The organism is Haladaptatus sp. QDMS2 (assembly GCF_029338295.1).
Taxonomy (GTDB): domain Archaea; phylum Halobacteriota; class Halobacteria; order Halobacteriales; family Halococcaceae; genus QDMS2.
In genome coordinates this window covers 325,980-345,709 of record NZ_CP119791.1, presented here as the reverse complement: position 1 = coordinate 345,709, position 19,730 = coordinate 325,980, and the positions used below count along the sequence as shown (strand labels likewise).

20 protein-coding genes are annotated in these 19,730 nt (G+C 62.8%); 10 read left to right on the top strand and 10 right to left on the bottom strand.

Features of this window, described 5'->3' with window-relative positions; genetic code table 11:
• Positions 1-25 precede the first annotated feature (25 nt).
• From P1M51_RS01735 to P1M51_RS01715, 5 genes are all read right to left on the bottom strand, one after another.
• The gene (locus P1M51_RS01735; RefSeq protein ID WP_276246466.1) at positions 26-601 is read right to left on the bottom strand and encodes a metal-dependent hydrolase; all 576 of its coding nucleotides are present in this window, start codon (positions 599-601) and stop codon (positions 26-28) included.
• Positions 601-1,665: a DUF1616 domain-containing protein gene (locus tag P1M51_RS01730; protein ID WP_276246465.1), complete on the bottom strand. Its 1,065-nt coding sequence runs from the start codon at positions 1,663-1,665 to the stop codon at positions 601-603. The genes P1M51_RS01735 and P1M51_RS01730 overlap by 1 nt, the downstream gene beginning before the upstream one ends.
• A complete protein-coding gene (locus P1M51_RS01725) occupies positions 1,665-3,989 on the bottom strand; it encodes a polysaccharide biosynthesis C-terminal domain-containing protein (RefSeq protein ID WP_276246464.1) in 2,325 nt (774 codons plus the stop codon). The genes P1M51_RS01730 and P1M51_RS01725 overlap by 1 nt, the downstream gene beginning before the upstream one ends.
• Positions 3,990-4,151: 162 nt before the next feature.
• Positions 4,152-5,066 carry a hypothetical protein gene (locus P1M51_RS01720; protein WP_276246463.1) on the bottom strand — a complete coding sequence of 305 codons (915 nt, stop codon included), beginning with the start codon at positions 5,064-5,066 and terminating at the stop codon, positions 4,152-4,154.
• A gap of 69 nt (positions 5,067-5,135) precedes the next feature.
• A complete protein-coding gene (locus P1M51_RS01715; protein WP_276246462.1) occupies positions 5,136-6,704 on the bottom strand; it encodes a hypothetical protein in 1,569 nt (522 codons plus the stop codon).
• A gap of 354 nt (positions 6,705-7,058) precedes the next feature.
• Between P1M51_RS01715 and P1M51_RS01710 the strand changes: the two genes are divergently transcribed.
• The 4 genes from P1M51_RS01710 to P1M51_RS01695 are packed head-to-tail and all read left to right on the top strand — an operon-like array spanning position 7,059 to position 10,348.
• Positions 7,059-7,823, top strand: coding sequence for a DUF4129 domain-containing protein (locus P1M51_RS01710; protein ID WP_276246461.1), 765 nt, complete (start codon positions 7,059-7,061; stop codon positions 7,821-7,823).
• A complete protein-coding gene (locus P1M51_RS01705; RefSeq protein WP_276246460.1) occupies positions 7,820-8,422 on the top strand; it encodes a hypothetical protein in 603 nt (200 codons plus the stop codon). Before P1M51_RS01710 ends, P1M51_RS01705 begins: the two co-directional genes overlap by 4 nt.
• Complete coding sequence (locus P1M51_RS01700) at positions 8,412-9,665, top strand: DUF58 domain-containing protein (RefSeq protein ID WP_276246459.1); 1,254 nt, start codon at positions 8,412-8,414, stop codon at positions 9,663-9,665. Before P1M51_RS01705 ends, P1M51_RS01700 begins: the two co-directional genes overlap by 11 nt.
• Positions 9,662-10,348: a hypothetical protein gene (locus P1M51_RS01695; protein ID WP_276246458.1), complete on the top strand. Its 687-nt coding sequence runs from the start codon at positions 9,662-9,664 to the stop codon at positions 10,346-10,348. The genes P1M51_RS01700 and P1M51_RS01695 overlap by 4 nt, the downstream gene beginning before the upstream one ends.
• Here the strand turns inward: P1M51_RS01695 and P1M51_RS01690 are convergent.
• Positions 10,329-11,294: a MoxR family ATPase gene (locus P1M51_RS01690; RefSeq protein WP_276246457.1), complete on the bottom strand. Its 966-nt coding sequence runs from the start codon at positions 11,292-11,294 to the stop codon at positions 10,329-10,331. The genes P1M51_RS01695 and P1M51_RS01690 overlap by 20 nt on opposite strands.
• A 443-nt stretch (positions 11,295-11,737) precedes the next feature.
• Positions 11,738-12,586 (bottom strand): thioredoxin domain-containing protein, encoded by an 849-nt coding sequence (locus tag P1M51_RS01685; protein WP_276246456.1) that lies wholly within the window; start codon positions 12,584-12,586, stop codon positions 11,738-11,740.
• Between the two features lie 187 nt (positions 12,587-12,773).
• Between P1M51_RS01685 and P1M51_RS01680 the strand changes: the two genes are divergently transcribed.
• Positions 12,774-13,595, top strand: a complete 822-nt coding sequence (locus tag P1M51_RS01680) for a S9 family peptidase (protein WP_276246455.1) — start codon at positions 12,774-12,776, stop codon at positions 13,593-13,595.
• Here P1M51_RS01680 and eis read toward each other — a convergent pair.
• Positions 13,592-14,788, bottom strand: coding sequence for an enhanced intracellular survival protein Eis (gene eis, locus P1M51_RS01675; protein ID WP_276246454.1), 1,197 nt, complete (start codon positions 14,786-14,788; stop codon positions 13,592-13,594). The genes P1M51_RS01680 and eis overlap by 4 nt on opposite strands.
• Positions 14,789-14,865: 77 nt before the next feature.
• Here eis and P1M51_RS01670 point away from each other — a divergent pair, with 77 nt between their 5' ends.
• Both P1M51_RS01670 and P1M51_RS01665 read left to right on the top strand, forming a co-directional pair.
• The gene (locus tag P1M51_RS01670; protein WP_276246453.1) at positions 14,866-15,087 is read left to right on the top strand and encodes a hypothetical protein; all 222 of its coding nucleotides are present in this window, start codon (positions 14,866-14,868) and stop codon (positions 15,085-15,087) included.
• Positions 15,088-15,128: 41 nt separating this feature from the next.
• Entirely contained in the window at positions 15,129-15,386 is a 258-nt protein-coding gene (locus tag P1M51_RS01665) for a hypothetical protein (RefSeq protein WP_276246452.1), read from the top strand.
• A gap of 129 nt (positions 15,387-15,515) precedes the next feature.
• Here the strand turns inward: P1M51_RS01665 and P1M51_RS01660 are convergent, their stop codons facing one another.
• On the bottom strand, positions 15,516-16,553 hold the full coding sequence (locus P1M51_RS01660) for an Lrp/AsnC family transcriptional regulator (protein ID WP_276246451.1): 1,038 nt from the start codon (positions 16,551-16,553) through the stop codon (positions 15,516-15,518).
• Positions 16,554-16,632: 79 nt separating this feature from the next.
• Between P1M51_RS01660 and P1M51_RS01655 the strand changes: the two genes are divergently transcribed.
• On the top strand, positions 16,633-17,511 hold the full coding sequence (locus tag P1M51_RS01655; RefSeq protein ID WP_276246450.1) for an SDR family oxidoreductase: 879 nt from the start codon (positions 16,633-16,635) through the stop codon (positions 17,509-17,511).
• On the opposite strand, the gene P1M51_RS01650 is transcribed toward P1M51_RS01655, so the two are convergent.
• The gene (locus tag P1M51_RS01650) at positions 17,508-18,041 is read right to left on the bottom strand and encodes a GNAT family N-acetyltransferase (RefSeq protein ID WP_276246449.1); all 534 of its coding nucleotides are present in this window, start codon (positions 18,039-18,041) and stop codon (positions 17,508-17,510) included. The genes P1M51_RS01655 and P1M51_RS01650 overlap by 4 nt on opposite strands.
• A 60-nt stretch (positions 18,042-18,101) precedes the next feature.
• Here P1M51_RS01650 and P1M51_RS01645 point away from each other — a divergent pair, with 60 nt between their 5' ends.
• Both P1M51_RS01645 and P1M51_RS01640 read left to right on the top strand, forming a co-directional pair.
• Complete coding sequence (locus P1M51_RS01645; protein WP_276246448.1) at positions 18,102-19,166, top strand: anthranilate phosphoribosyltransferase; 1,065 nt, start codon at positions 18,102-18,104, stop codon at positions 19,164-19,166.
• A 40-nt stretch (positions 19,167-19,206) separates the two neighbouring features.
• A complete protein-coding gene (locus P1M51_RS01640) occupies positions 19,207-19,722 on the top strand; it encodes a peptidylprolyl isomerase (RefSeq protein ID WP_276246447.1) in 516 nt (171 codons plus the stop codon).
• The last annotated feature ends 8 nt before the right edge of the window (positions 19,723-19,730 follow it).

Genomic DNA, 19,730 nt, shown 5'->3' with positions numbered 1-19,730 from the left:
CACCGTTATTATCGGGGCATTAAGGTCACTCAGCGCGAGCGTAGCGAATCAGGTCAGAGAGCACCGGTGCCCCGTCGTACAGCCAAAGGGCGATGACGCCGAACACCAGCGCGAACTCGAAGATGACCAGCGGCGTGAGTCCCTGCGAGGCGATGTGACCGATCCAGCGGACGAAGTACACCGCTGCGCGACCGACGAGGCCACCCTGGTCGGTGCCGTAGGCTGGAAGCGACACCACCGGCCAGAGCACCCGCCCGAGAATTAATGGTTCATTGAGCAGCAGTGGCTCGTAGATGAGGTCACCTACGAGGTGCGAGAAGTGTGCGATGGTGTAGGCGGCGACCAGCCTGCGTGTCCGCCCGCTCGTGAGCACCAGCGCTCCGGCGAGCAACGGCCCCATGATGAGAATCGAGTGCATGAAGCCGTGGCCCGTCGGCGTCAGCCCGAACGTCCAGCTTAGGGGCTTGTCCACGAGGTCAGGGGCCTGTGAGCCGAGCACGACGAGGAACGCCGCTGCACCGTCAGGTGAGCGACGGTAGACGGTGTGCGCGAAAAGCGAGTACAGAAGGTACGCGAAGGCGAGGTGTTCCCACGGCCACATTAGCTTGGGCGAGCGTAACTGGGCTGCGCTGATAGCTGTTGTGACCCCGGCGAAGCGGGCGGTTCGAGGTCCGCGCCGCCGCCGTTTACGGTCACCCAGCGGTGGATGCTGCGGTAGGCGTTATCCTCGCTCGGGTTCTGTGGCACGTCGCCCTTGTAGAGGTAGAACGCCATGCGGAGGTTGCCGCCGGTCAGTGACGGCTCTACCGTGAGATTCTGCGTGGCGTTCTGGCCGTCTCCCACGGTTATCTCTTGGCGGACGAGTTCCTCCTCCTCTACGACCTGCAACTCACCATTGTCGGCCTGCTCGACCCGTTGGAGTTCGCCGACCACGGTGTAGGTCACCTCTTCGCCCTCCTCGTTGTTGATGCCGATTGGCACCTCCGCCGCCTGGCCGGCGGCGAACGGTCCGGGTGCTTCCTCTGATTGTCCCGTCGGCACGGACGCGTAGTAGAGCGCGGAGAACTCTTCAGATTGCGGGGGAACCGTCGCGGCGTAGCCCGCACTCGCGGCGACCAGAATCAGGCTGACCGCCAGCAGGATGGTCGGGAGTTTCGACCGACTGTCGCGGTGGGAGCCGGTGTGGCTCGGCGCGTCGGCACGCATTCCGAGGGAGGGACGGTACTGCCGTTCTGCGGGCAGCATGAGGCGATGGGCCAGCGCGATGAACGCGAGGAGGAGCGTCAGTACGCTCACGCCGAGCAGAATCGGCGTTGCGGCGATGGTCCACGCGAAGTTGAGCACGAAGACGACAAACGGAACGAGGGCGACGCTCGCTACAACCGAAAGGCCGATGCGTTCTATCGGGCTCATCCCGTAGTTTCCGGGCAGTTTCCGGAGCCCCTTCGAGGGGTTGTCGAATTCCTGTGATCCTTCCTCGGGGACGCGACCCGGATATAGGGCCGCGACCATGGCGTAGCCGGGGAGCACCAAAATGAGCGGCAGGCCCACGAGGATGCGGAGCGTGCCGGTCACACCGACGACGAGGATGGCGGCGTCGGCGAGGAGCGTGAGCCCCACGACCAGCAACAGGTCGAACGGAAACGGCGTTCTCGTCTCACTCATCAGTTGTCACCAGACTCCTCTCGACCTTTATTATCGGGGCCGTAAGCCGCCTCGTCCTCGCGGCGCATGCGACGCACTCCCAATCCTAACGTGGTGAGGCCGATACCCACAGGAACGGAGAACGCGGCGGCTGTCGTCGTCGAGCCACCACTTTCGGTGGTGGATTCTGACGTGGACTGGGTGGTTGAGGTCGACGTGGATTCGGTGGTGCTCGTGGTCGACGTCAAGGTGGATTCGGTCGTAGTCTCCGTAGCTGACGTGATAATCGCCGTCGAAGTGGTCGACGTCTGCGTCTGCGTCTCGGTCGGCGTCGCGGTCGTGGTGGTAGCCGTCGGTTCTTCGGTCGTCGTCGTCGTTGGCTCCTCGGTTGGTTCCTCCGTCGGTTCGTCCGTTGGCTCCTCCGTCGGTTCGTCCGTCGGTTCATCGGTTGGTTCGTCCGTTGGCTCCTCGGTGATGGTGCCGTCGTCCGTCGTGGTGGTGTCCGTGGTCGTCGCTGTCGTTCCGCCACCGCCGTCGGTCGTGGTTCCATCACCTGCCGTCGTGGTCGCCTGGTCGGACGTTCCGGTCTGCTGGCCGGCGGTCGTATCGCCGCCAGTCGTCGGGGTCTGGGAGGTTGCCATCGTACTCTCGTTGGTCTGGTTCAGTCCGGGAACGCTCACCTCTGGGCCATCGGTCGGGCTGAGGTCCGGTCCCATGACTGCGAAGGCGATACCGGAGATGAACAGCACCATCCCGAGGAACACGAGGACGTACTGGATGGAGTCGTCAGCGAACAACCGACCGCGGTTCGCATAGCGTTCTTGCAGGCTCACGACCGGTGTGGCGAGGCCACCGGGAAGCGCAGACGAGAGAATGTCGAGTACCTCGCCGATGCCGAGTGCGCCGGTGACGAACGCGAACGTGAGGAAGATGGCGAGTCCCACCGGCGGAACGACGATGAGCGTCACGATGTCGCCGGAGACGAACGGGACGAGGTTCTGTGGGATGTACCCCGGCAACGCGAGGATTGGTATGCCAGCGAGAACCGTCGTGAGTGCGACCCGGCCGAGGCGGGCGTCAGAGAGTGGATTGAATCCGATTTTTCGGGCAGACCAGATGTGGAACACGAACATCGACGCGTACCCGGTGCTCGTCGCGATGGCCGCTCCGTGCATGCCGAACCGGGGGATGAGGATGAGGTTCAGGACGAGGTTGATACCCGCCGCCGACGCCGTGGCGAGAATCGGGAGTTTCAGGTCGCCTTTCCCCTGGCCGATGGCGAGGATGGGGCGGGCAACCGCGAAGCCGAGTGCCCCGGGCAGGAGGAGCAACAGCGGTTCGACCGCTGGTGTCGCCTCGGAACCGAAGTACACCGGAACCGCGATGTGCGCGATGGAGTACAGCCCGAGCGCCATGACGGCGGTCAGGAGCAGTGTGTAACGCGTCGCGCGAGCCGCGAGTTCGGAAATCTGTCCAGTCCGGCCTTGCGACCACAGTTTCGAGGTCGAGTGTACGAACACCATCTGTATCGAGGTTGGGACGAACCACAGGAACTCGGCGAGCTTGAGCGCCGCCTTGTAGTGGCCCACGTCTGTACTGGTTGTCAGTGCACCGAGCAGGAGAATGTCGATGTGGTAGAGAGACATCAGACAGAAGATGAGCACGATAGACAGCGAGTTGAACGCGACCAGTTCCCGCCACGGGAAGCCCTCCGGCGCGCGCCGAACGGCGTACACCAACGAACTCTTCCGATGGACGACGATGAACCCGATGAACATCACTATCGCACTCGCGAGCACCTGCCCACCGAGTGCGCCCATCACACCATAGCCGTAGTAGACAGCCGGAATAGCGATGGCGACGAACGAGACTTCGTAGAGGATTTTGAGCGGTTCTGAGTACTTCTCGAGGCCGAATCCCATGAGCGTCCGGCGAACGAACGTCCGGAACTGCGCGACGAACACGAGGAGCGCGAGGACGTAGAAGTACGGAACGAGGTCGTCACCAAAGAAGCGGCCGACGAGGCCGCTCTCGGCGAACAGGACGAGGAGGCCGCCGCCACCGAGCGCGAGGATGAGCCCCATTCGGAAGTAGAAGCCGATGACGTGGCCACTCCAGTTTTGGATAGGGCGTTCCTCGGGGATGTACTTGCGGACCCCGTCAGCCACGCCCGAGCTCACGAAGATCATGAACATCATGAAAATCGAGAGCACGAACGCGTACTCACCGTACTCGGCGGGTCCCATCAGCCGGTAGAGGATAGGCGTGGTAACAAGGCCCAATATCAGGATGAAGACCTTGGAGCCGAAAACCGAGAGAAAGCCGCTCAGGATGCTGCGTTGCACGATATCACCTTCGTTACGGTGGGGTCTTCGAGGTGGGCCCGCACACTGGTTCGGCGGACGCCAGGGGTCATTCGCTTCTCGCTTGTATTCACGGGGTGTTTATTATACGGGGGTTAAGGTTGGGCGGTTGCCCCTTAGGGGCCTCCCTAAAGTAATAGGGGGTTACGCGTAGCCGAGGTCTTGTAGCCGCTGTTCGACAACATCTGCCGTCTCTTCGCGGGCGCTCTCTTCATCACTGTCGCCGACGGTAACCTCTTTTCGCTCCCCGTTCTGGTAGGTGTGCCACGGAATCGTGGTGAGTTCGGGCGTGTGGAGTTCGGTGGGGTGGCCGTACTCCTTCATCGGGATGGGCGAGGAGCGCTCGCCGATCATCTCGGCGTGGTCTGCCGTGACGACGGTCTTGCCCTGGAGCGTTTCGAGCAGGTCTTCGACGATTGGCATACAGATGTCGAAGTTCTCCTCGTAGGCCTGCCAGAGGATTTCGTCGTCGAGCGTGACCTCGCCGTTCAGCACGCGATTCCAGAAGTCGAGGCTGTCCAAGTCCATGTGCTCCTGTCCCGTCTCGCCGATGAACGGGTAGTGGGGCTGGATGAAGTGGCCGACAATCTTCTTGTTGGGGTACTTCTCTGCGGCCTGTTTCATCCGGTCTGCGACGGTTTCGGGGCGGACGGTGCGGAACTCGTCGTCCCAGCCGTCGTCTTGCCAGATGTGTTCGACGGCGTGGAACTGGACGTCCACGCGGTCGCGCTTGCGATAGAGCTGTGGGTTCGCGGTGACGTACACCGTGTCACGCAGGTCTGCGCCGTCGAGATAGGTGTCGAGCCACTCGATGGTGGAACTGACCTTCGACTTCTTCTGCTCCAGCGTGCCGGGGAGGGTATGGCGCTGGGCGAAGGTGTCGTAGCGACACGCGTCCAGAATGATGAGGTTGTCCCAGTCCTCCTCGAACATCTCGACGCCGACGTTCTTGCCCTTGCGCTTTCGCGAGCGGTAGTAGTACTTGTTCAACTCACGGACGACCAGATGGGGCTCGTTCAGGCCGCGTCGGATGCGGTTCGTCAGTGCGGACTTCTGCATAGTGGGGACTGTTCTAGCGACCACCTTTCTTATTCGCCGCATAAACGAGGTGAAACCGGAAGGGCCGTGTTAGCTGGTGTCGTTGCCGTACATTCGCAGTCCGTCACAGCCCTTGTCCCAGATGCCTCGCTTGATGTGACTGTGTTTCAGGGTCACGTTCGAACTCTGGTCGTTCAGTTTCGCTGCGCGCTGGTCCTCGGAGGACTGGGAGTCGATGCGCTCAATCCACGTTCCCTCGCCGTTTACGACGATTGGGATGTGCGTCGCGGTCTGTTTCCCGCGGTAGACGAGGTTGTCGTTGCCGTTTATCACTATCGCACGGCGCTTGTTCGTCCCCTGCTGGTTCACGTTGACGACGCGGAACTCGCAGTCGTTGCGGTTGCAGCGAATCGCGTGTCGCCAAGAATCGCCGTCTGCCTCCCCCGTGATGTCGAGATACTCACAGTGGACTTTGCCGGCGTTGTCACCGTTGATTTGAATCGCGTTGCCACCGCGGTTGATGTTGATGTCGGAACGGAGAATTTTCGTCGGCCCGGCTTTCGACTGGACGACGATGCCGTGGTTGATTTCGTTGCCGATTCTGATGTCGAGGTTTCGCAGGTACGCGTCCTCACAGTCGTTCATCACGGTGATAGCGTGGCCGTTCGGCCGGTCGAGGATGATGTCGGTGTTGACGACGGCGTTCCCCGGTCCTTCGTCGAGGCGGATGCCACGCTGGTTCTGGTTCTCTGGACGCTGTTTGTTCACGACGATTCGCGCCCCCGTGACGAGATTGTTCGTCCCGCCGAGACGGATGCTCGCCGCCTCGCTGTTGGCGTAGCGCCCGCCGTTGACGATGACTCGCCCGTTCGTCAGGGCGTAAAGGCCGTTATCTGGCCAGTCATCCAGTTCGCAGTCTTTGTACTCGATTTGGCCTTTGTGCTGGCGGGTGGTCATGAGACCGGATGGGCCGCGCCAGATGTCGCCTGGCGTGTTCGCGGAGAACGCCCCACCGTAGTTGGCGCGGAACCGCTTTACCATACCCTTGCCGTCCGGGTCGAGGACGTTGAACAGGCCGGGGCCGTACGTCCCCGAGTCGTGCTGGCCGACGACGGTGATGTCGTCGACGAACAGCCCATCTTTGACCTGTGCTTCGATGACGCGGATGCCGGTATCGTCCGCCCGCAGGTCGACGTCGAACCCCTGGATTCGGAGGTCGACGCCGGGGTCGTAATCGACGCCGAGGCGGAACAGGCGATACTGTGGCCCGTCGAAGTTGTGGTAGTTCGCCGGGACGAGCGTCGCGTCGTCGCCCATCATCCCGAAGTGCCGGAAGTCGGTAAACCGGAACTGCGAGTCCATGAAGTACCGACCTGGTGGGAATTTGAGTAAGGTGTCGTTCGCCGCGTACTGTTCGAGTTTCGGGGTAATCGATTCGTTACCTGTGTTGTCGGCTCCCGCATCTTCGACCATGTCGATGACACGGTCGTAGTCGTCGTCCCAGTGGTCGTGAGCGCGTGCGGTTCCCGTTGCAAGAAGCGAAGCGCCGGCTGCGGTTGCCCCGACCGCACCAAGGAAGGTTCGTCGGCCAAGTTTCGTGTGGGAGTCGTTCGATTCGTGAGTCGTGTCGGCTGTGTGGTTCGTGTCGCGCGTGGTCATTGATAACCCGTAGATGATTGCTTTCCGGACTGCTAGATGCTGTATGAGTGGAGCAGATACCGGCCCGTAATTACCGTTAAACCGGACATTCGTGGTTCGATGACAGTAATTCTCGCGTGAATTACTGGCCACCCTCACCGATTCATTGGTACCACAAAGTTGTTATGGTGTCAGTATCATCCTACCAGGGGCAGTTCGTTTCGAGTGAGTTGTGAACACACCACATTGTTGAGTCGTCGCACGGTTTCGGCGAGTTGACCGATTATCGACTTCATAATAATGGGCGTAGTATTCGTGGCCTGCGATAATGAGACCGTCCGCGCGGCGAGGCACACCTCACGAGGCCAGATAGTAATGGATACGGACAGAATCCTTTCTGCGGTGGTTGCGGTGCTCTGTATCCTCTCTGTCGGATTCGCCTCGACGACCCTCGACGACACCATCGAGACGAAACCCGAGGACGTCATCGACATCGACTACGACAAACTCCCCATCAATCCACAGGAGGCAGAGGAGTTCAAGGGCGACAACGTCCAGACAGCGGACCCCGACTCGACGGCGACGCCCGCAGAGGAGAGTGAAAAGAAGACTGCGGAGGCCCAACCCCAACCCGGCAACGGTGACGACCAGCAGAACAAGCCGAGCGACGAAACCGTCGAGGCACAAAACTCCGGGTCCAGACCGAAAATCCTCGAAGAGAGTCTCCTCGACAAACTGCTCGCCCTGCTCATGAGCATCCTGCCGTTCATCCTCATCGGCGCGGTGCTCGCGGTGGTCGTGAAGAAACGAAAGACCATCGCCGCGTGGCTGGAGACCGCAGACCGCGATTCGACGACCGAAACCACGGCGACCGTCGTCGCCCGGCCGGATAACGAGGTGTACGAAGCGTGGCACGAAGTGGCGAGCGTCATCCCGTACGAGCGCAGAAAAGCCATGACGCCTGACGAGGTCGCTGCGGCGGTGCGCGGACAGGTCGAACTCGACGACGACGCACTCATGGAGTTGACACAGACGTTCAAACGGATTCGGTACGGAGGCGCACAGCTAACCGACGTAGACCGCGACCTCGCGTCGCGAGTCCAGGAACAACTCAGAGCGAATCGGGTGGCCAGCAAATGACGTTCAGACGCTTCTTCTTCGGCGTTCTCGGCGTCGTCGCATTCGTCGGTGGCTACCTCGCGACGACGAACCCGAGCATTGCGAGCGCCATCCCAGTCGGGACGCTCGTTGCCCTCCTCGGAAACGATTATCTGGTCCTCGTGGTGGTGGCACTCGTCGCGGTCCTCCTCACGCTGGCCGTGACCGTCTCGGCTCGAAACGGCGCGCGCGACCACACCACGCCACCCGAGGCAGAGGAAGTGACGAACGTCCCGCTCGCGGGCGACCACTACGACGACCTATTCACGAACTCCGGGCTGTGGGCGCTGACCCATCGTGAGGAGCGGACGGCGGCCTACGAGCAGTTGAAAGCGACGACGACTCGACTCGTTCAGTCCGAGATGGGGTGTACGAAAGCCGAAGCCGAGGACCGAATCGACCGAGGGACGTGGACCGACGACCCGTACGCGGCCCACTTCCTCGGGAGTCAGGCTCCCTCGCCAGGAATCCTGCGGCGATTCTCGACGCTGGTCAGGTTCGAGACGCTGTCCCAGCGCGGGGCGCGCCACACGGCAGCCGAAATCGTCCGGCGCACTGGAGGTGGTGGCCGTGCTGCGTGAGACCAAACGCTGGCGTGGCGTTGCCGCCATTCCGCTCCTCGCGGCGATGGGTGGCCTCCTCGCGAACCGTCCGCTGCTCCTGCTCGTCTCTGTCGTGGGCGTCGTCTACCTCGTCTACCCCCGGGTGACCGGGACGCCAGCGGGCACGCTCGAACTGGAACGCCGGTTGAACACCGACTCGCCCGACCACGACGAACCGGTCGAGGTGACGACCACCCTCAGGAATACGGGGTCGTCGATTCTTCCCGACGTGCGAATCGTCGATGGTGTTCCGGAAACGCTCACCGTGAGCGAGGGAACGCCCCGACACAGCGCGACGCTTCTACCGGGGCGAGAGACCACGTTCACGTACACGATTACCGCGAAACGCGGTGCCCACCCGTTCACGCCCGCGACGGTCGTCCTGAACGACATCGCCGGGGCGCGCGAGGTGGAGACGACGGTCGCCACCGAGACGGAACTTCGCTGTGACGCTGACGTGACAGAGATGCCGCTTCGCCAGCAGACGAGTCAACTCTCGGGGCGCATCCTCACCGCAGACGGCGGCAGTGGCGTCGAGTTCCATCAGACCCGCGAGTACCGCCCCGGCGACTCCATCCACCAGATCGACTGGAACCGACACGCCCGGACGGGGGAACTCTCCACTATCGAGTTCCGCCAGGAACGTGCGGCGCGCGTCGTCGTCCTCGTAGACGCCCGCGAGCAGTCCTATCGGCGGGCCAACGAAGACGACCCGCATGCAGTCGCCTTCGCCCGCTACGCCGCAGAGCAGCTGTTCGAGTCGCTGCTCGCCTCCCGCGACCAGGTCGGTCTCGCCGCCGTGGGTCGGGAGTTTACCTTCCTCGAACCGGGTGCTGGCCGCGAACAGCGTACCCGCGGAAAGACCCTGCTCGCGACCTCTGCCACGCTCGCGCCGCGGCCGCCAGCGCGCGAAGACTACGACTCTGCGCAGTTCACCGAACTGCGAACGCAACTCGCCGCGACGACCCAACTGGTCGTCATCTCGCCCCTCGTGGACGACGACATCGTAGAGGAGGTAAAACGTCTCGACGCCCACGGCCACCGCGTGACGGTGCTCAGTCCGCGCGTCACCGGCGGCGAGACGCTCGGGAGCAAGGTCGCCCACGTCGAGCGCGACCAGCGGATTCGCCAGTTGCGCGCCGGTGACATCCCGGTCATCGACTGGGACCCAGACCGCGCACTCGAGGCCGCCCTCGAGGACATCGGGAGGTGGCGACAATGAGCGGCCCAATCCGCAAGCCGACTCGTATCGCGAGTCTGGCGGCCGTGCTCGCCGCGCTCCTCCCCGCGTTCTTCATCCTCTCCGCGCTCGACGCCATCACGATGGCGCTCGCGTTCATCCTCGTCGGCCACGTCGTGGGCGGCCTCGGTGACGAGGTCCGCACCCGGAGCTATCGCTGGACGGGCCGGACCATCGTCCTCGTCGGAGCCGTAGTCGCCTTCGTCGGCGTCGCCCGTGGGTTCGCCGCCGCACCGAGTCCACGCTACATGGTCGTCGTCGGGCCGACGCTGCTCGGCGCGTGGTTGCTGGGTCTCGGCGTCGTTCCGGTCCGCAAGGGGTCGCGCTGGCTCGTGAAAGCCGGGAGCTTCGTCCTGCTCGCCGGTGTCATCATGGCTGGCGTCGTCCAGATGGGCGACCTGCAGACCTTCCTGCTCGCCACCATCGCCGTCGTCGTCGCGTGGGACGCCGCAGACCACAGTATCACGCTCGGGACGCAACTCGGCCGGGGTGCGAAGACCGCACAGGTCGAAGTGACCCACCTCGCCGGGACGGTCGCGATGGGGGTCGTCGCGTATCTCGCCACAAAAGCAGTCGAAGGGTTCGGGACGCCCGGTGTCCCGCTCGCCGCGTTGCTCGGCTTACTCGCCGCAGTGCTCGTCCTGACTATCGCGTTGCATAGGTAATCGTCGGCACGTCCACCGACGACAACACCGTCTCGATGACGTCGTACTTTTCGACGCCGTTTACTCGCGCATCAGCAGTGAGCACGATGCGGTGGTCGAGGACGGGGTGGGCGACGCGTTTGACGTGGTCGGGCGTCACGTACTCCTCGCCTTCGAGGACGGCGCGGGCGCGGGCCGCCTCGAACAGACGCTGGGTCGCACGCGGAGACGCACCGACGGTCACCCGCTCGTCCTCGCGGGTCGCTCGCACGAGGTCGACGATGTAATCCTGGACGTCCTTCTCGACGCGCACCTGCTCTGAGACGCGCTGGAGGTCGAGGACTTCCTGTGGGTCACAGACGGTGTTGACGCTCGGACTGCGGGCGTCGCGAGACTCACGGCGGGCAAGCAGTTCTCGCTCGCCGTCGCGGCTGGGATAACCCATGCTCGTCTTGATGATGAAGCGGTCTTTCTGGGCTTCCGGCAGGGGGAACGTTCCCTCGTTTCGCTCCGCCGGGTTCTGCGTCGCGATGACGAAGAATGGGTCGGGAAGCTTGTGGGTCTGACCGTCAACCGTCACCTGCTTTTCCTCCATGGCTTCGAGGAGGGCGGCCTGCGTCTTCGGGGACGCACGATTGATTTCGTCGGCGAGCACGACGTTCGCGAAGATGGGTCCCTTCTTGAACTCGAAGTCGCGGGTCTTCTCGTTGAAGACGTGGGTGCCCGTCACGTCGGCCGGCAGCAGGTCGGGGGTGAACTGGATACGCGAGAACGACAGTCCGAGGGCTTTCCCCAGACTCCGGGCGGTGAGTGTCTTGCCCGTCCCGGGTACGTCCTCTAACAGGACGTGCCCGCGGGCCAGCAGTCCAGTGAGAACGGTGTCAAGAAATTCTTGCTCGGTAATGACCGCATTTCCGATGGTATCGGTCACGCGGCCGCTCAACTCGTATGCCTCGGCAACTCGCATGTACTGAGCCTGCGTCTCTACCCCTTTAATTATCAGCAGGCTAAATCGGTCAGGAGACGTGGCACTCGCTCTCGGGCGTCGAAAGCGTGGTGGTGGGCAGGCCGAACGTGGGTGCTGCCAGACGAACCCGGGCAAAGTTCGTCCGGCGGAGCGTTCCGGCCCGCCCACGTGACAGAACAGTAACAGCCACGCGGACACGAAGACGACGTACCGGGCAGATACGTCGCGTTCGGTCGATGGTCGGCGGTCCAGTCACGGGCGTGACGGCCACCGACCCCCGCGTCAACGTCGCGCGTGCGAGAGAGATGTGCGGCGACACCCCGGGCAAAGGTGTCGGCGCGAGACCGCACGAATTGCGAACGTTGGATGGCGGGTTTATTTCAAACCGCGATTGATGGTTAATTAGCCACAGGCATAAGTATTGCTGCCAACTATCGGATTTTTTATGCGTCGATTTGCGCTTCGATTTCCGACCGCGTCTCGTCGGGGTCGACCGTCGGACGAACCGTCGTGCCGTCCTCGAAGACGATGCGTGGAACCGTGGCGACGTTGACTTCTGCTGCGGCCTCGGTGGTCGCCTCGACGGCCGAGAGGTACTCGTCGTTTTCGAGCGCGGAGGTGAACGCCTCGACGTTCGAGATGCCAGCTTCCTCTGCGAACAGTTTCATCTGTGGGACGGTCCCCCAGTCGAAGCGCTCCTGTGGCTGGTTCTTGAACACGTACGCGAAGTACGTCCAGTAGTTCTCCGGGTCCTCGTTCCAGGCGGCGAGGCCAGCCTGTGCGGAGAGTGGGGCGTCCGGGCCGAGGAACGGTTCGCCACCGAGATAGGAGAGCGACCGGTACTCGATTTGCAGGTCGCCCGGTTCGACGTACTCACGGACGATCTCGTCGAGGAAACCACCGACGGCGAACTCCTGGGTGTACGGGCACTTCCAGTTGCCGTAGAGGGTCATCTTCGCGCTCGCGTCTGCCGAACCCATGACCGCGTACGTGGAGTCGGTGTCTTCGACTGGTGCGTCGAGAACCGCCCCGGCCGGCTGGACGATTTCCTCGCTCTTGCGGGTGACCGCCTGACTTTCGCCGTTGTTTTCGCCATCGTCCGGCGACTGGTCGATGGACTCCTGCGTGGTCGTCTGCGTTTGAGTCTGCTGGGACTGGTTGTCCGCGGGCGTGTTGTCAGCCTGGTACTGGTCGTCGCCCATGTCTGCGATACTAGAACAGCCCGCGAGACCGAACAGGGCCGCGCCGCCGGTCAACTGGAGGATTCGTCGTCGGGATTTCTTCTGTGTCATACCAGGTACTGACGGCTGTATCCCCATTATTATCCGTCAGCTAAGCGCGAGACCCCCTCGACTGGGAGGACGGTGCGCACAACCGAGCCCAGGATAGCGAATTGGGACAGTCTGAAAAGATGAACTAACGTGAAACGTCGGTTTTAGGCCCCAGATAATAACGGAATTGAAGGACGGAAGGACGATAATGACCGGGAAGAATCTGTCGCGACGACGACTGTTGGTGCTGTCCGGGTCTGCGCTCGCCGTTCCACTTGCGGGGTGTTCCTCGCAGGGAGGTGCCGATGATGCGACCACGTCCGAGTCAGAGGCGGACGATGGGACCACCACGACGCAGACGGCGGCACAGACGACGGCCGCCGAAATCGAAGCGGAAACCGACGCAGATACCGAGAAGACCACGGCCACGCCAGAACCCGCCTCCTTCGAGGGGGCTGACGTGACGTTCACCTCAACCGCAGACGCTGAAATCGAAGGTACCCTGTTCGGGAGTGGCGACTGCGGCGTCGTCATGGTCCCACAGATAAATCTCGACCGCGAGAGCTGGAAACCACAGGCGCAGTTGCTCGCCGCCGCGGGCTACACCGCACTCCCGATAGACGAGAGAGACGACCCGGCAGGGGCCGTCCTCGGCGCAGTCTCCTATCTCAAATCCAAAGCGGGCGTCTCGAACGTCGTTCTCGTCGGCGGGAGTTCCGGCGGCGAAGCGGTCGTCCATGCGAACGCGCAGGCAGAAAACGGCGCTGTCGCGGGTGTGATGGGCATCTCCGCCGCCGGTGGCGTAGACGTCGCCCCCCAGTTGCAGGGACGAAAACTGTTCGTCGTGGGCAAAGACGACGACCAACGATTCGTGGACACGGCGAAACAACTCCACGAGAACGCGTCCGACCCGAAGCGCCTCGTGATGCTCGAAAGCGACACTCACGCCCAACGCATCTTCGAGTCGCCTCACGCAGACACACTCACCGACCTGCTCGTGTCGTTCGTCGAAGAATCCTGCGCGGCCTAGAAGAACTCGCGCAGGTACGTTCGGTAGCGCGGGAACGCCGCCGTGAGCAGGTCCATCACCGTTTCTGAATCGGTCGAAAGGCCGCCGTAGCGACGCGCTTCCTCGGGAGTGAGATAGCCCACAGCAAGTTGTGAGAGAGTAGCGATATCGACCGCTGCGTCCGCCTCCGCGTCCGTCGGTTCGCACGTCGCCCGCCCCTCCCCGACGGAGAATTCGAAGGTTCCCTCGTTCCAGGACACGAGCGAGTCGGTCACATCGAGGACAACGCTTCCGACGGCGTCTTCGGGATAGAGAAGCCGTGAGAGACCGGATTGCACGTCCGTCAGGCGGAACATCGGGCCGGTCACGACTTCGCAGTCGAGCGCGCGCGGGTCACGAACCCGGTCGAACAGCGACGTATCCGCCGCCGCGAACAGGTGAATCTTGTCCATCTGCGAGAGATGGTGATAGAAAAATCGCAAGAGCTGCTGGTATGCTTCGTCGTCGGTATATGCCATGTCCCACGAGCGGAGTGTGCGCTCCTCCGCCATTCCGGTGGTCGCTGATTTGACGCTGTAGACGACTGCGGCCCGCAGTTCACCGTCCAGTTCCCAGCCGTACACGTACGGGTCTGTCCACGACGATTCGAAGATGCGATGGGTCCACCAGTTCTCGGTTCGGCGCATGGCGAGATTCCACCCCGTCGAAAACTGCTCGTGGAGGTCCCGAAGCGCCGAAATGTCGTCTTTCGAGAGGCGGCGGAACTCGCCCTTCGGCGCGGGAATCACGCCTTCGAGCGCCTCCGTCTCGAACGTCCACTGGGTGCGCTTGTTGCACGTCCCCCAGCCGTACTTGCGGTAGAACTCGTACTCGAAGGGCCAGAGCGCAGAGTAGTCGATGCCAGCTTCGCGGAACTCCTCGAGCATCGCGGCGAGCATCCGCTGGACGTAGCCCTTGCGCCGGTGTTCTGGCGGGGTCGCCACGCTCGACACGCCGCCGACGCGCACCCACTCGCCGCGCAGCGAGAGCGTGAAGTCGTGCCAGCCGCTTATCGCGAGTAAATCGTCGCCGTCGTAGAGGCCGCGGTTCTCGCGGTCGTAGGGCTTTCGCTCCTCGAAGGCCTCGTCTGTTGGGTGTTCCTCAGGACGGAAGGCATACTGACCGATGTCGAAGAAGGCCCGTTCGTCTGAGTCGGGTATCGGGCGGTAGTCCATACGAAGAGTTAGCTGGTTCACACGAAAAAGCACGTGGAAACCGTGCGATTCAGGCCCTTCCAGCCCTAACCGCCGGTATGGACCAGCCACAGGGGTCGATTCTCGTTTCCGAGAAAGTAAAGCTCGCGCTCGTGCTCGTCGTGGGCGTGCTTGGCTCCGGCCTCGCCGACTACTTCCTCACGACGTCCGGCTATCCGGGCATCGGCCGGGCCGTCTGGGCGACGGGGTACGTGACGATGGTACTCATCATCTGGTACGTCTGGATTCGGCCGCTCGACATCTCGAGTCCAACCGGGTAACGGAAGTTTAAAGGCCTAAACGGCGGGAGTATCGACCAAGAATGTTCGCGCTACCGATGCAGGTGATTGACAATTTCCTGCTCCAGTACGACCTGGGACAGGCAATCTTCTTCCTGTTCATCCTGGCGACGCTGGGCGTCCTTCCGCTGAAATCGCAGAAGGTCCTCGCGCTCCAGACGACCATGTTCGGGGTCCTGTTCATGATCATCCCGGCGGTCGACGGCCCGTTCCACTGGGCACTGCTCGGCCTCGTGTTGCTGCTCGTCGGGCCGGTTCTGCTCACGACCGCGAATCGATAGAACCTTTTTACAACTCGGGTGCGCTTCGCGCACCACTCGTTGCAAAAACGTTCACGAAAAAGGCCGCCGCTCCCTTCGGTCGCGGCGGGACAATTGCTTGCAACGTGGTTTTTGCTTGATTCTCCGCGACTACTCGCTTCCGACCAGTTCTTCGTACTGCGCACCCGTCTGTTTGAGCGTCGCAGTCGAGTAGAGACGTTCGTGGTCGAACGGCAGCACGTCACGGGCCAACTCGTCGATTTTCTCGTCCACCGCCTCAGGGTCGCGTCCGTGAATCATGGTAAAGAGGTTGTACGGCCAGCCCTGCTCCGGGCGGCGCGGACGGTGGTAGCAGAGCGTGACGTAGGGCAGGCCACCCGCTTCGAGGCCACGGGCGTCCAGTTCGTCGTCGGGCACGTCCCAGACGACCATGCAGTTGGCGTCGAATCCGGTGACGATGTGATTGACGACACAGCCGATTCGCTTGATTGCGCCGTCCTCGGTGAGGCGCGTGATGGCATCGATGATCTCCGCGGTGGTGGCGTCGATTGCCGCCGCGATGTCGGCGTAGGGAGTCAGCGTGAGCGGGAAGCCGGCCTGGATTTCGACGAGGAGGCGCGCGTCGAGTTTCGAGAGTGTGCCCGTCGCCTGCTCCGAGATGTTCGTAGCTTCGATTTCCGAAGCAACCCCACTCTCGCGCGCGAACCGATCCTCGTTCACCACGGGGAACTCCAGATTGATGTAGAAGTCCGTGAGCATCGGAAGGTTCAGCACGTCACAGCCAGTGCGCTCCTCGATTTCTGCGAGGATGCGGTCGCGTGTCTCTAAGGAGCCGGCGGTCACGACGAACCACATGTTCCACTCGTGGTCGCGGCGGTAGTTGTGGTTCACCTGCTGGTAGCTATTGATGACCTCGGCTACCTCGTCGAAGCGGTCTTCGGGGGCCTTGACGGCGGCGAGGGTCGAACTCCCGATGACCGGCGGGTTGAGCACCGCGCCGAAGCGTCGGAACACGCCCAGCTCGCGGAGGGTCTGCACTCGCTGGAGGGCCTCCTCTTCGGAGATGCCGAGTTGCTCGCCCACGACGCGGAAGGGGCGTTCACAGACGGGGAAGCCACTCTGATACTCGTCTACAAGGCGGGCGTCTACGTCCTCGATGCTGGCGCGCCAGTCGGCCGGCCTGCTCATTGTCTGCAGATAGGACTCGGGAAATTACCCTTTGTCGGTCTGGAGTGGGATTATCAACGTCCAACCCCGAAACCAAACCATGGTACCCGTTGACCTCTCGGGACAGGTCATCATGGTCACTGGTGCGACCAGTGGCATCGGCCGCGAAACAGCCCGCGGCCTCGCAGAGATGGGCGCGCACGTGGTCATCACCGGCCGAAATCGAGCGGCGGGCGAGAAAGTTGTCGCGACCATCGAAGCCGAAACCGACGGAAGCGCGACTCTCCTCATCGCCGATTTCGCCGAGCCAGACGAGGTACGGCGACTGGCACGCGAGTTCCGCGAGCAGTACGACCGCCTCAACATACTCGTCCACAACGCGGGGACGTTCGAGGGGACACGCACACTCACTGCTACTGGCGTCGAAAAGACACTCGCCGTGAACCACCTCGCGCCGATGTTGCTCACCTACGAACTCATCGACATGCTGGTCGCAATCCAAGGTCGCATCGTCGTCGTCTCCTCGGATGCCCACCGCGGTGCACGGATGCACTTCGACGACCTCTCGCTCGAAGGGTCGTTCTCGGGGATGAAGGCCTACGGCCAGTCGAAACTCGCGAACGTGCTGTTCACCTACGAGTTGGCCCGGCAGTTGAAGGGAACAGGTGTCACCGCGAACGCGCTCCACCCGGGCGTGATTCCCCAGACTGGGCTCACGCGAAACTCCTCGCTCATGGCGCGGGCTGGATTCAACGCGATGCGACTGGTTCCGGGACTCACCACCTCCGAGCGTGGCGGGGCACAGACGAGCATCTACCTCGCCGCGTCTCCCGAGGTGGCGGGCGTTTTGGGGAATTACTTCGACGGCGAGAAGGCAGTCAGGAGCGCGTCGAACACGTACGACACCGACGCCCAGAAGCGACTCTGGACGTGGAGCGTGGAGCAGTTGGGATTGCGCGCCGAATTGCCGCTCGATTAATCGCGGAGCCGTTTGCCCATTACGACCATCTCGCTCCCGCCGTCGAGGACGAACGGGCGGTGGATGACCTGCCAGCCCAGCCCTTCGTACATGCAGCGAGCGGCGTCGTTTTCGACGTGCGTGGTCAGGACGCTCGTTTCGTGGGGGAGGCCATCGAGGAGCGCGTCGTGGAGGAGTCTACCTATTCCGTTTCTGCGCGCGTGGGCGGCGACGCCGAGTTCGACGAACTCGAAGCAGTCTGCGAGCCACGCGTTTGCGACTTCTTCGGGCATGACCGCGCGAAGCGATTCGTGGTAGAACTGCCCCCGGGCGGAGGTGTAACCGTAGACGTACCCGACGACCTCGTCGCCGTCGAGTGCCAGAAAGCCCCGGTAGTCTGGATAGGTGGTGTGGCGCTCGAAGCGCCCGCTGACGAGGTCGTAGTCGTTGTCGAAGATGTCGCAGTAAAGGCGGATGGCCGTCTCGAACTCCGGAGTGTCCGGAACGAGGGGCGTGAGGCCAACCATGCCCATTAGTTCGATGGCGGACACGAAGGTCGTTTCCCCAGCGCAAGCGGGACGCTTTTGCTCGCGGCTTCCCAACCCGCGACCATGACGAAATCGACCCAGGAGTTTGGCGATTGGCCGCTCAAGCGCCTCATGACGGAGGTCGTCGGCTCGGGGCACAAATCCGCAGACGACATGACCCGCGAGCAGGCCCGCGAAGCCTTCTCCCGGATTCTGGCCCAGGAACCGGACCACACGACGCTCGGCGCGTTCTGGCTCGCGAACCGCTGGAAGCGCAACACACCAGAGGAACTCGCCGCGTTCACCGACGTGATGACAGACGAGTCGGTCGAGGTTGCAGAACCGAAGGTAGACCCCGTAGACTGCGGGGCAAACTACGACGGCAAACACTCGACGGCACTGCTCGGCGTCGGTGCAGGACTCGTCGCAGCCGCGGCCGGAACTCCGGTCGTCGTCCATAGTGGCGACCGCGTCCCGACCCAGAAGGCGACCGCCTACAAGCACGTGCTCGACGAACTCGGCGTCCGCACGGACCTCTCGCCACAGGAGAGCGCGGACATGGTCGACGAAACCGGCTTCGGGTTCTACTACCAGCCGAACTTCAACCCCGGCATCCACGGCCTCTGGGAGCGCCGTGACATGATGGGCGTGCGCACCTTCGTGAACACCATCGAGACGCTCGCGAACCCCGCGAATGCGGACGTTCACCTCGGCAGTTTCTACCACCTCGCCTTCGCAAAGCGCATCATCGACACGTTCCAGGAGTGCGAGACGCAGGACCGCTCGCGCGTCGTCATGTTCCAGGGGATGGAGGGCTACGACGACATCCGCCCCGGTTCGACGAAGGTCGCCGTCTGGGACGAGGGCGACTTCTCGGACTTCGAGATTCAGACCGCCGAGTACGGCATGGACTTCGCGAGTGAGGACCTCGAAGTCGAGAACGTGGACGCCGATTCGGCGACCATCACCCGTGAAGTGCTCTCTGGCGAGCGCACCGACCAGTTCGCCGATGCAATCGTCCTCAACGGGGCGTTCCGTATCTTCACCCGTGGCGACGTCGATTCGCTCGACGCCGGCCTCGAACAGGCCCGCGAAGTGCTCGACGACGGCAGTGCGGCGGCCGTTCTCTCCGACCTCCAATCGTTCTAACACCGGCATCGTTTTCTGACGCCGTTGCTAGGTTGGGGGCATGAGCGACAACCCAACCGCCAAGATTCAGACGAACCACGGGACCATCGAAGTCGAACTCTTCCAGGACCGTGCCCCGGAGACGGTCGAGAACTTCATCGGCCTCGCAACAGGCTCGAAGTCGTGGACCCACCCGGAGACGGGCGAAGAGATGAGCGAACCGCTCTACAACGACATCCTGTTCCACCGAATCATCGAGGACTTCATGATTCAGACCGGTGACCCGAAAGGCGACGGGACGGGCGGTCCGGGCTACACGTTCGAAGACGAGTTCCACCCCGAGCTCAAACACGACGACGAGGGCGTCCTCTCGATGGCGAACCGCGGGCCGAACACGAACGGGTCGCAGTTCTTCATCACGCTCGCCCCACAGCCGCACCTCGACAACCGCCACGCCGTGTTCGGGAAGGTCACCGACGGCATGGACGTCGTCCGTGAAATCGGCAACGTAGACACCGGGCCACGCGACAAGCCAAAAGAGGACGTCGTCTTAGAGCAGGTACAGGTCTACCGATAGACGCAAAT

Excerpts from the sequence above, each read along its gene's own strand:
- P1M51_RS01735 (WP_276246466.1), bottom strand. The coding sequence starts at position 601 with ATGTGGCCGTGGGAACACCTCGCCTTCGCGTACCTTCTGTACTCGCTT.
- P1M51_RS01730 (WP_276246465.1), bottom strand. The coding sequence starts at position 1,665 with ATGAGTGAGACGAGAACGCCGTTTCCGTTCGACCTGTTGCTGGTCGTG.
- P1M51_RS01720 (WP_276246463.1), bottom strand. The coding sequence starts at position 5,066 with ATGCAGAAGTCCGCACTGACGAACCGCATCCGACGCGGCCTGAACGAG.
- P1M51_RS01715 (WP_276246462.1), bottom strand. The coding sequence starts at position 6,704 with ATGACCACGCGCGACACGAACCACACAGCCGACACGACTCACGAATCG.
- P1M51_RS01710 (WP_276246461.1), top strand. The coding sequence starts at position 7,059 with ATGGATACGGACAGAATCCTTTCTGCGGTGGTTGCGGTGCTCTGTATC.
- P1M51_RS01705 (WP_276246460.1), top strand. The coding sequence starts at position 7,820 with ATGACGTTCAGACGCTTCTTCTTCGGCGTTCTCGGCGTCGTCGCATTC.
- P1M51_RS01695 (WP_276246458.1), top strand. The coding sequence starts at position 9,662 with ATGAGCGGCCCAATCCGCAAGCCGACTCGTATCGCGAGTCTGGCGGCC.
- P1M51_RS01690 (WP_276246457.1), bottom strand. The coding sequence starts at position 11,294 with ATGCGAGTTGCCGAGGCATACGAGTTGAGCGGCCGCGTGACCGATACC.
- P1M51_RS01685 (WP_276246456.1), bottom strand. The coding sequence starts at position 12,586 with ATGACACAGAAGAAATCCCGACGACGAATCCTCCAGTTGACCGGCGGC.
- P1M51_RS01680 (WP_276246455.1), top strand. The coding sequence starts at position 12,774 with ATGACCGGGAAGAATCTGTCGCGACGACGACTGTTGGTGCTGTCCGGG.
- eis (WP_276246454.1), bottom strand. The coding sequence starts at position 14,788 with ATGGACTACCGCCCGATACCCGACTCAGACGAACGGGCCTTCTTCGAC.
- P1M51_RS01670 (WP_276246453.1), top strand. The coding sequence starts at position 14,866 with ATGGACCAGCCACAGGGGTCGATTCTCGTTTCCGAGAAAGTAAAGCTC.
- P1M51_RS01665 (WP_276246452.1), top strand. The coding sequence starts at position 15,129 with ATGTTCGCGCTACCGATGCAGGTGATTGACAATTTCCTGCTCCAGTAC.
- P1M51_RS01660 (WP_276246451.1), bottom strand. The coding sequence starts at position 16,553 with ATGAGCAGGCCGGCCGACTGGCGCGCCAGCATCGAGGACGTAGACGCC.
- P1M51_RS01655 (WP_276246450.1), top strand. The coding sequence starts at position 16,633 with ATGGTACCCGTTGACCTCTCGGGACAGGTCATCATGGTCACTGGTGCG.
- P1M51_RS01645 (WP_276246448.1), top strand. The coding sequence starts at position 18,102 with ATGACGAAATCGACCCAGGAGTTTGGCGATTGGCCGCTCAAGCGCCTC.
- P1M51_RS01640 (WP_276246447.1), top strand. The coding sequence starts at position 19,207 with ATGAGCGACAACCCAACCGCCAAGATTCAGACGAACCACGGGACCATC.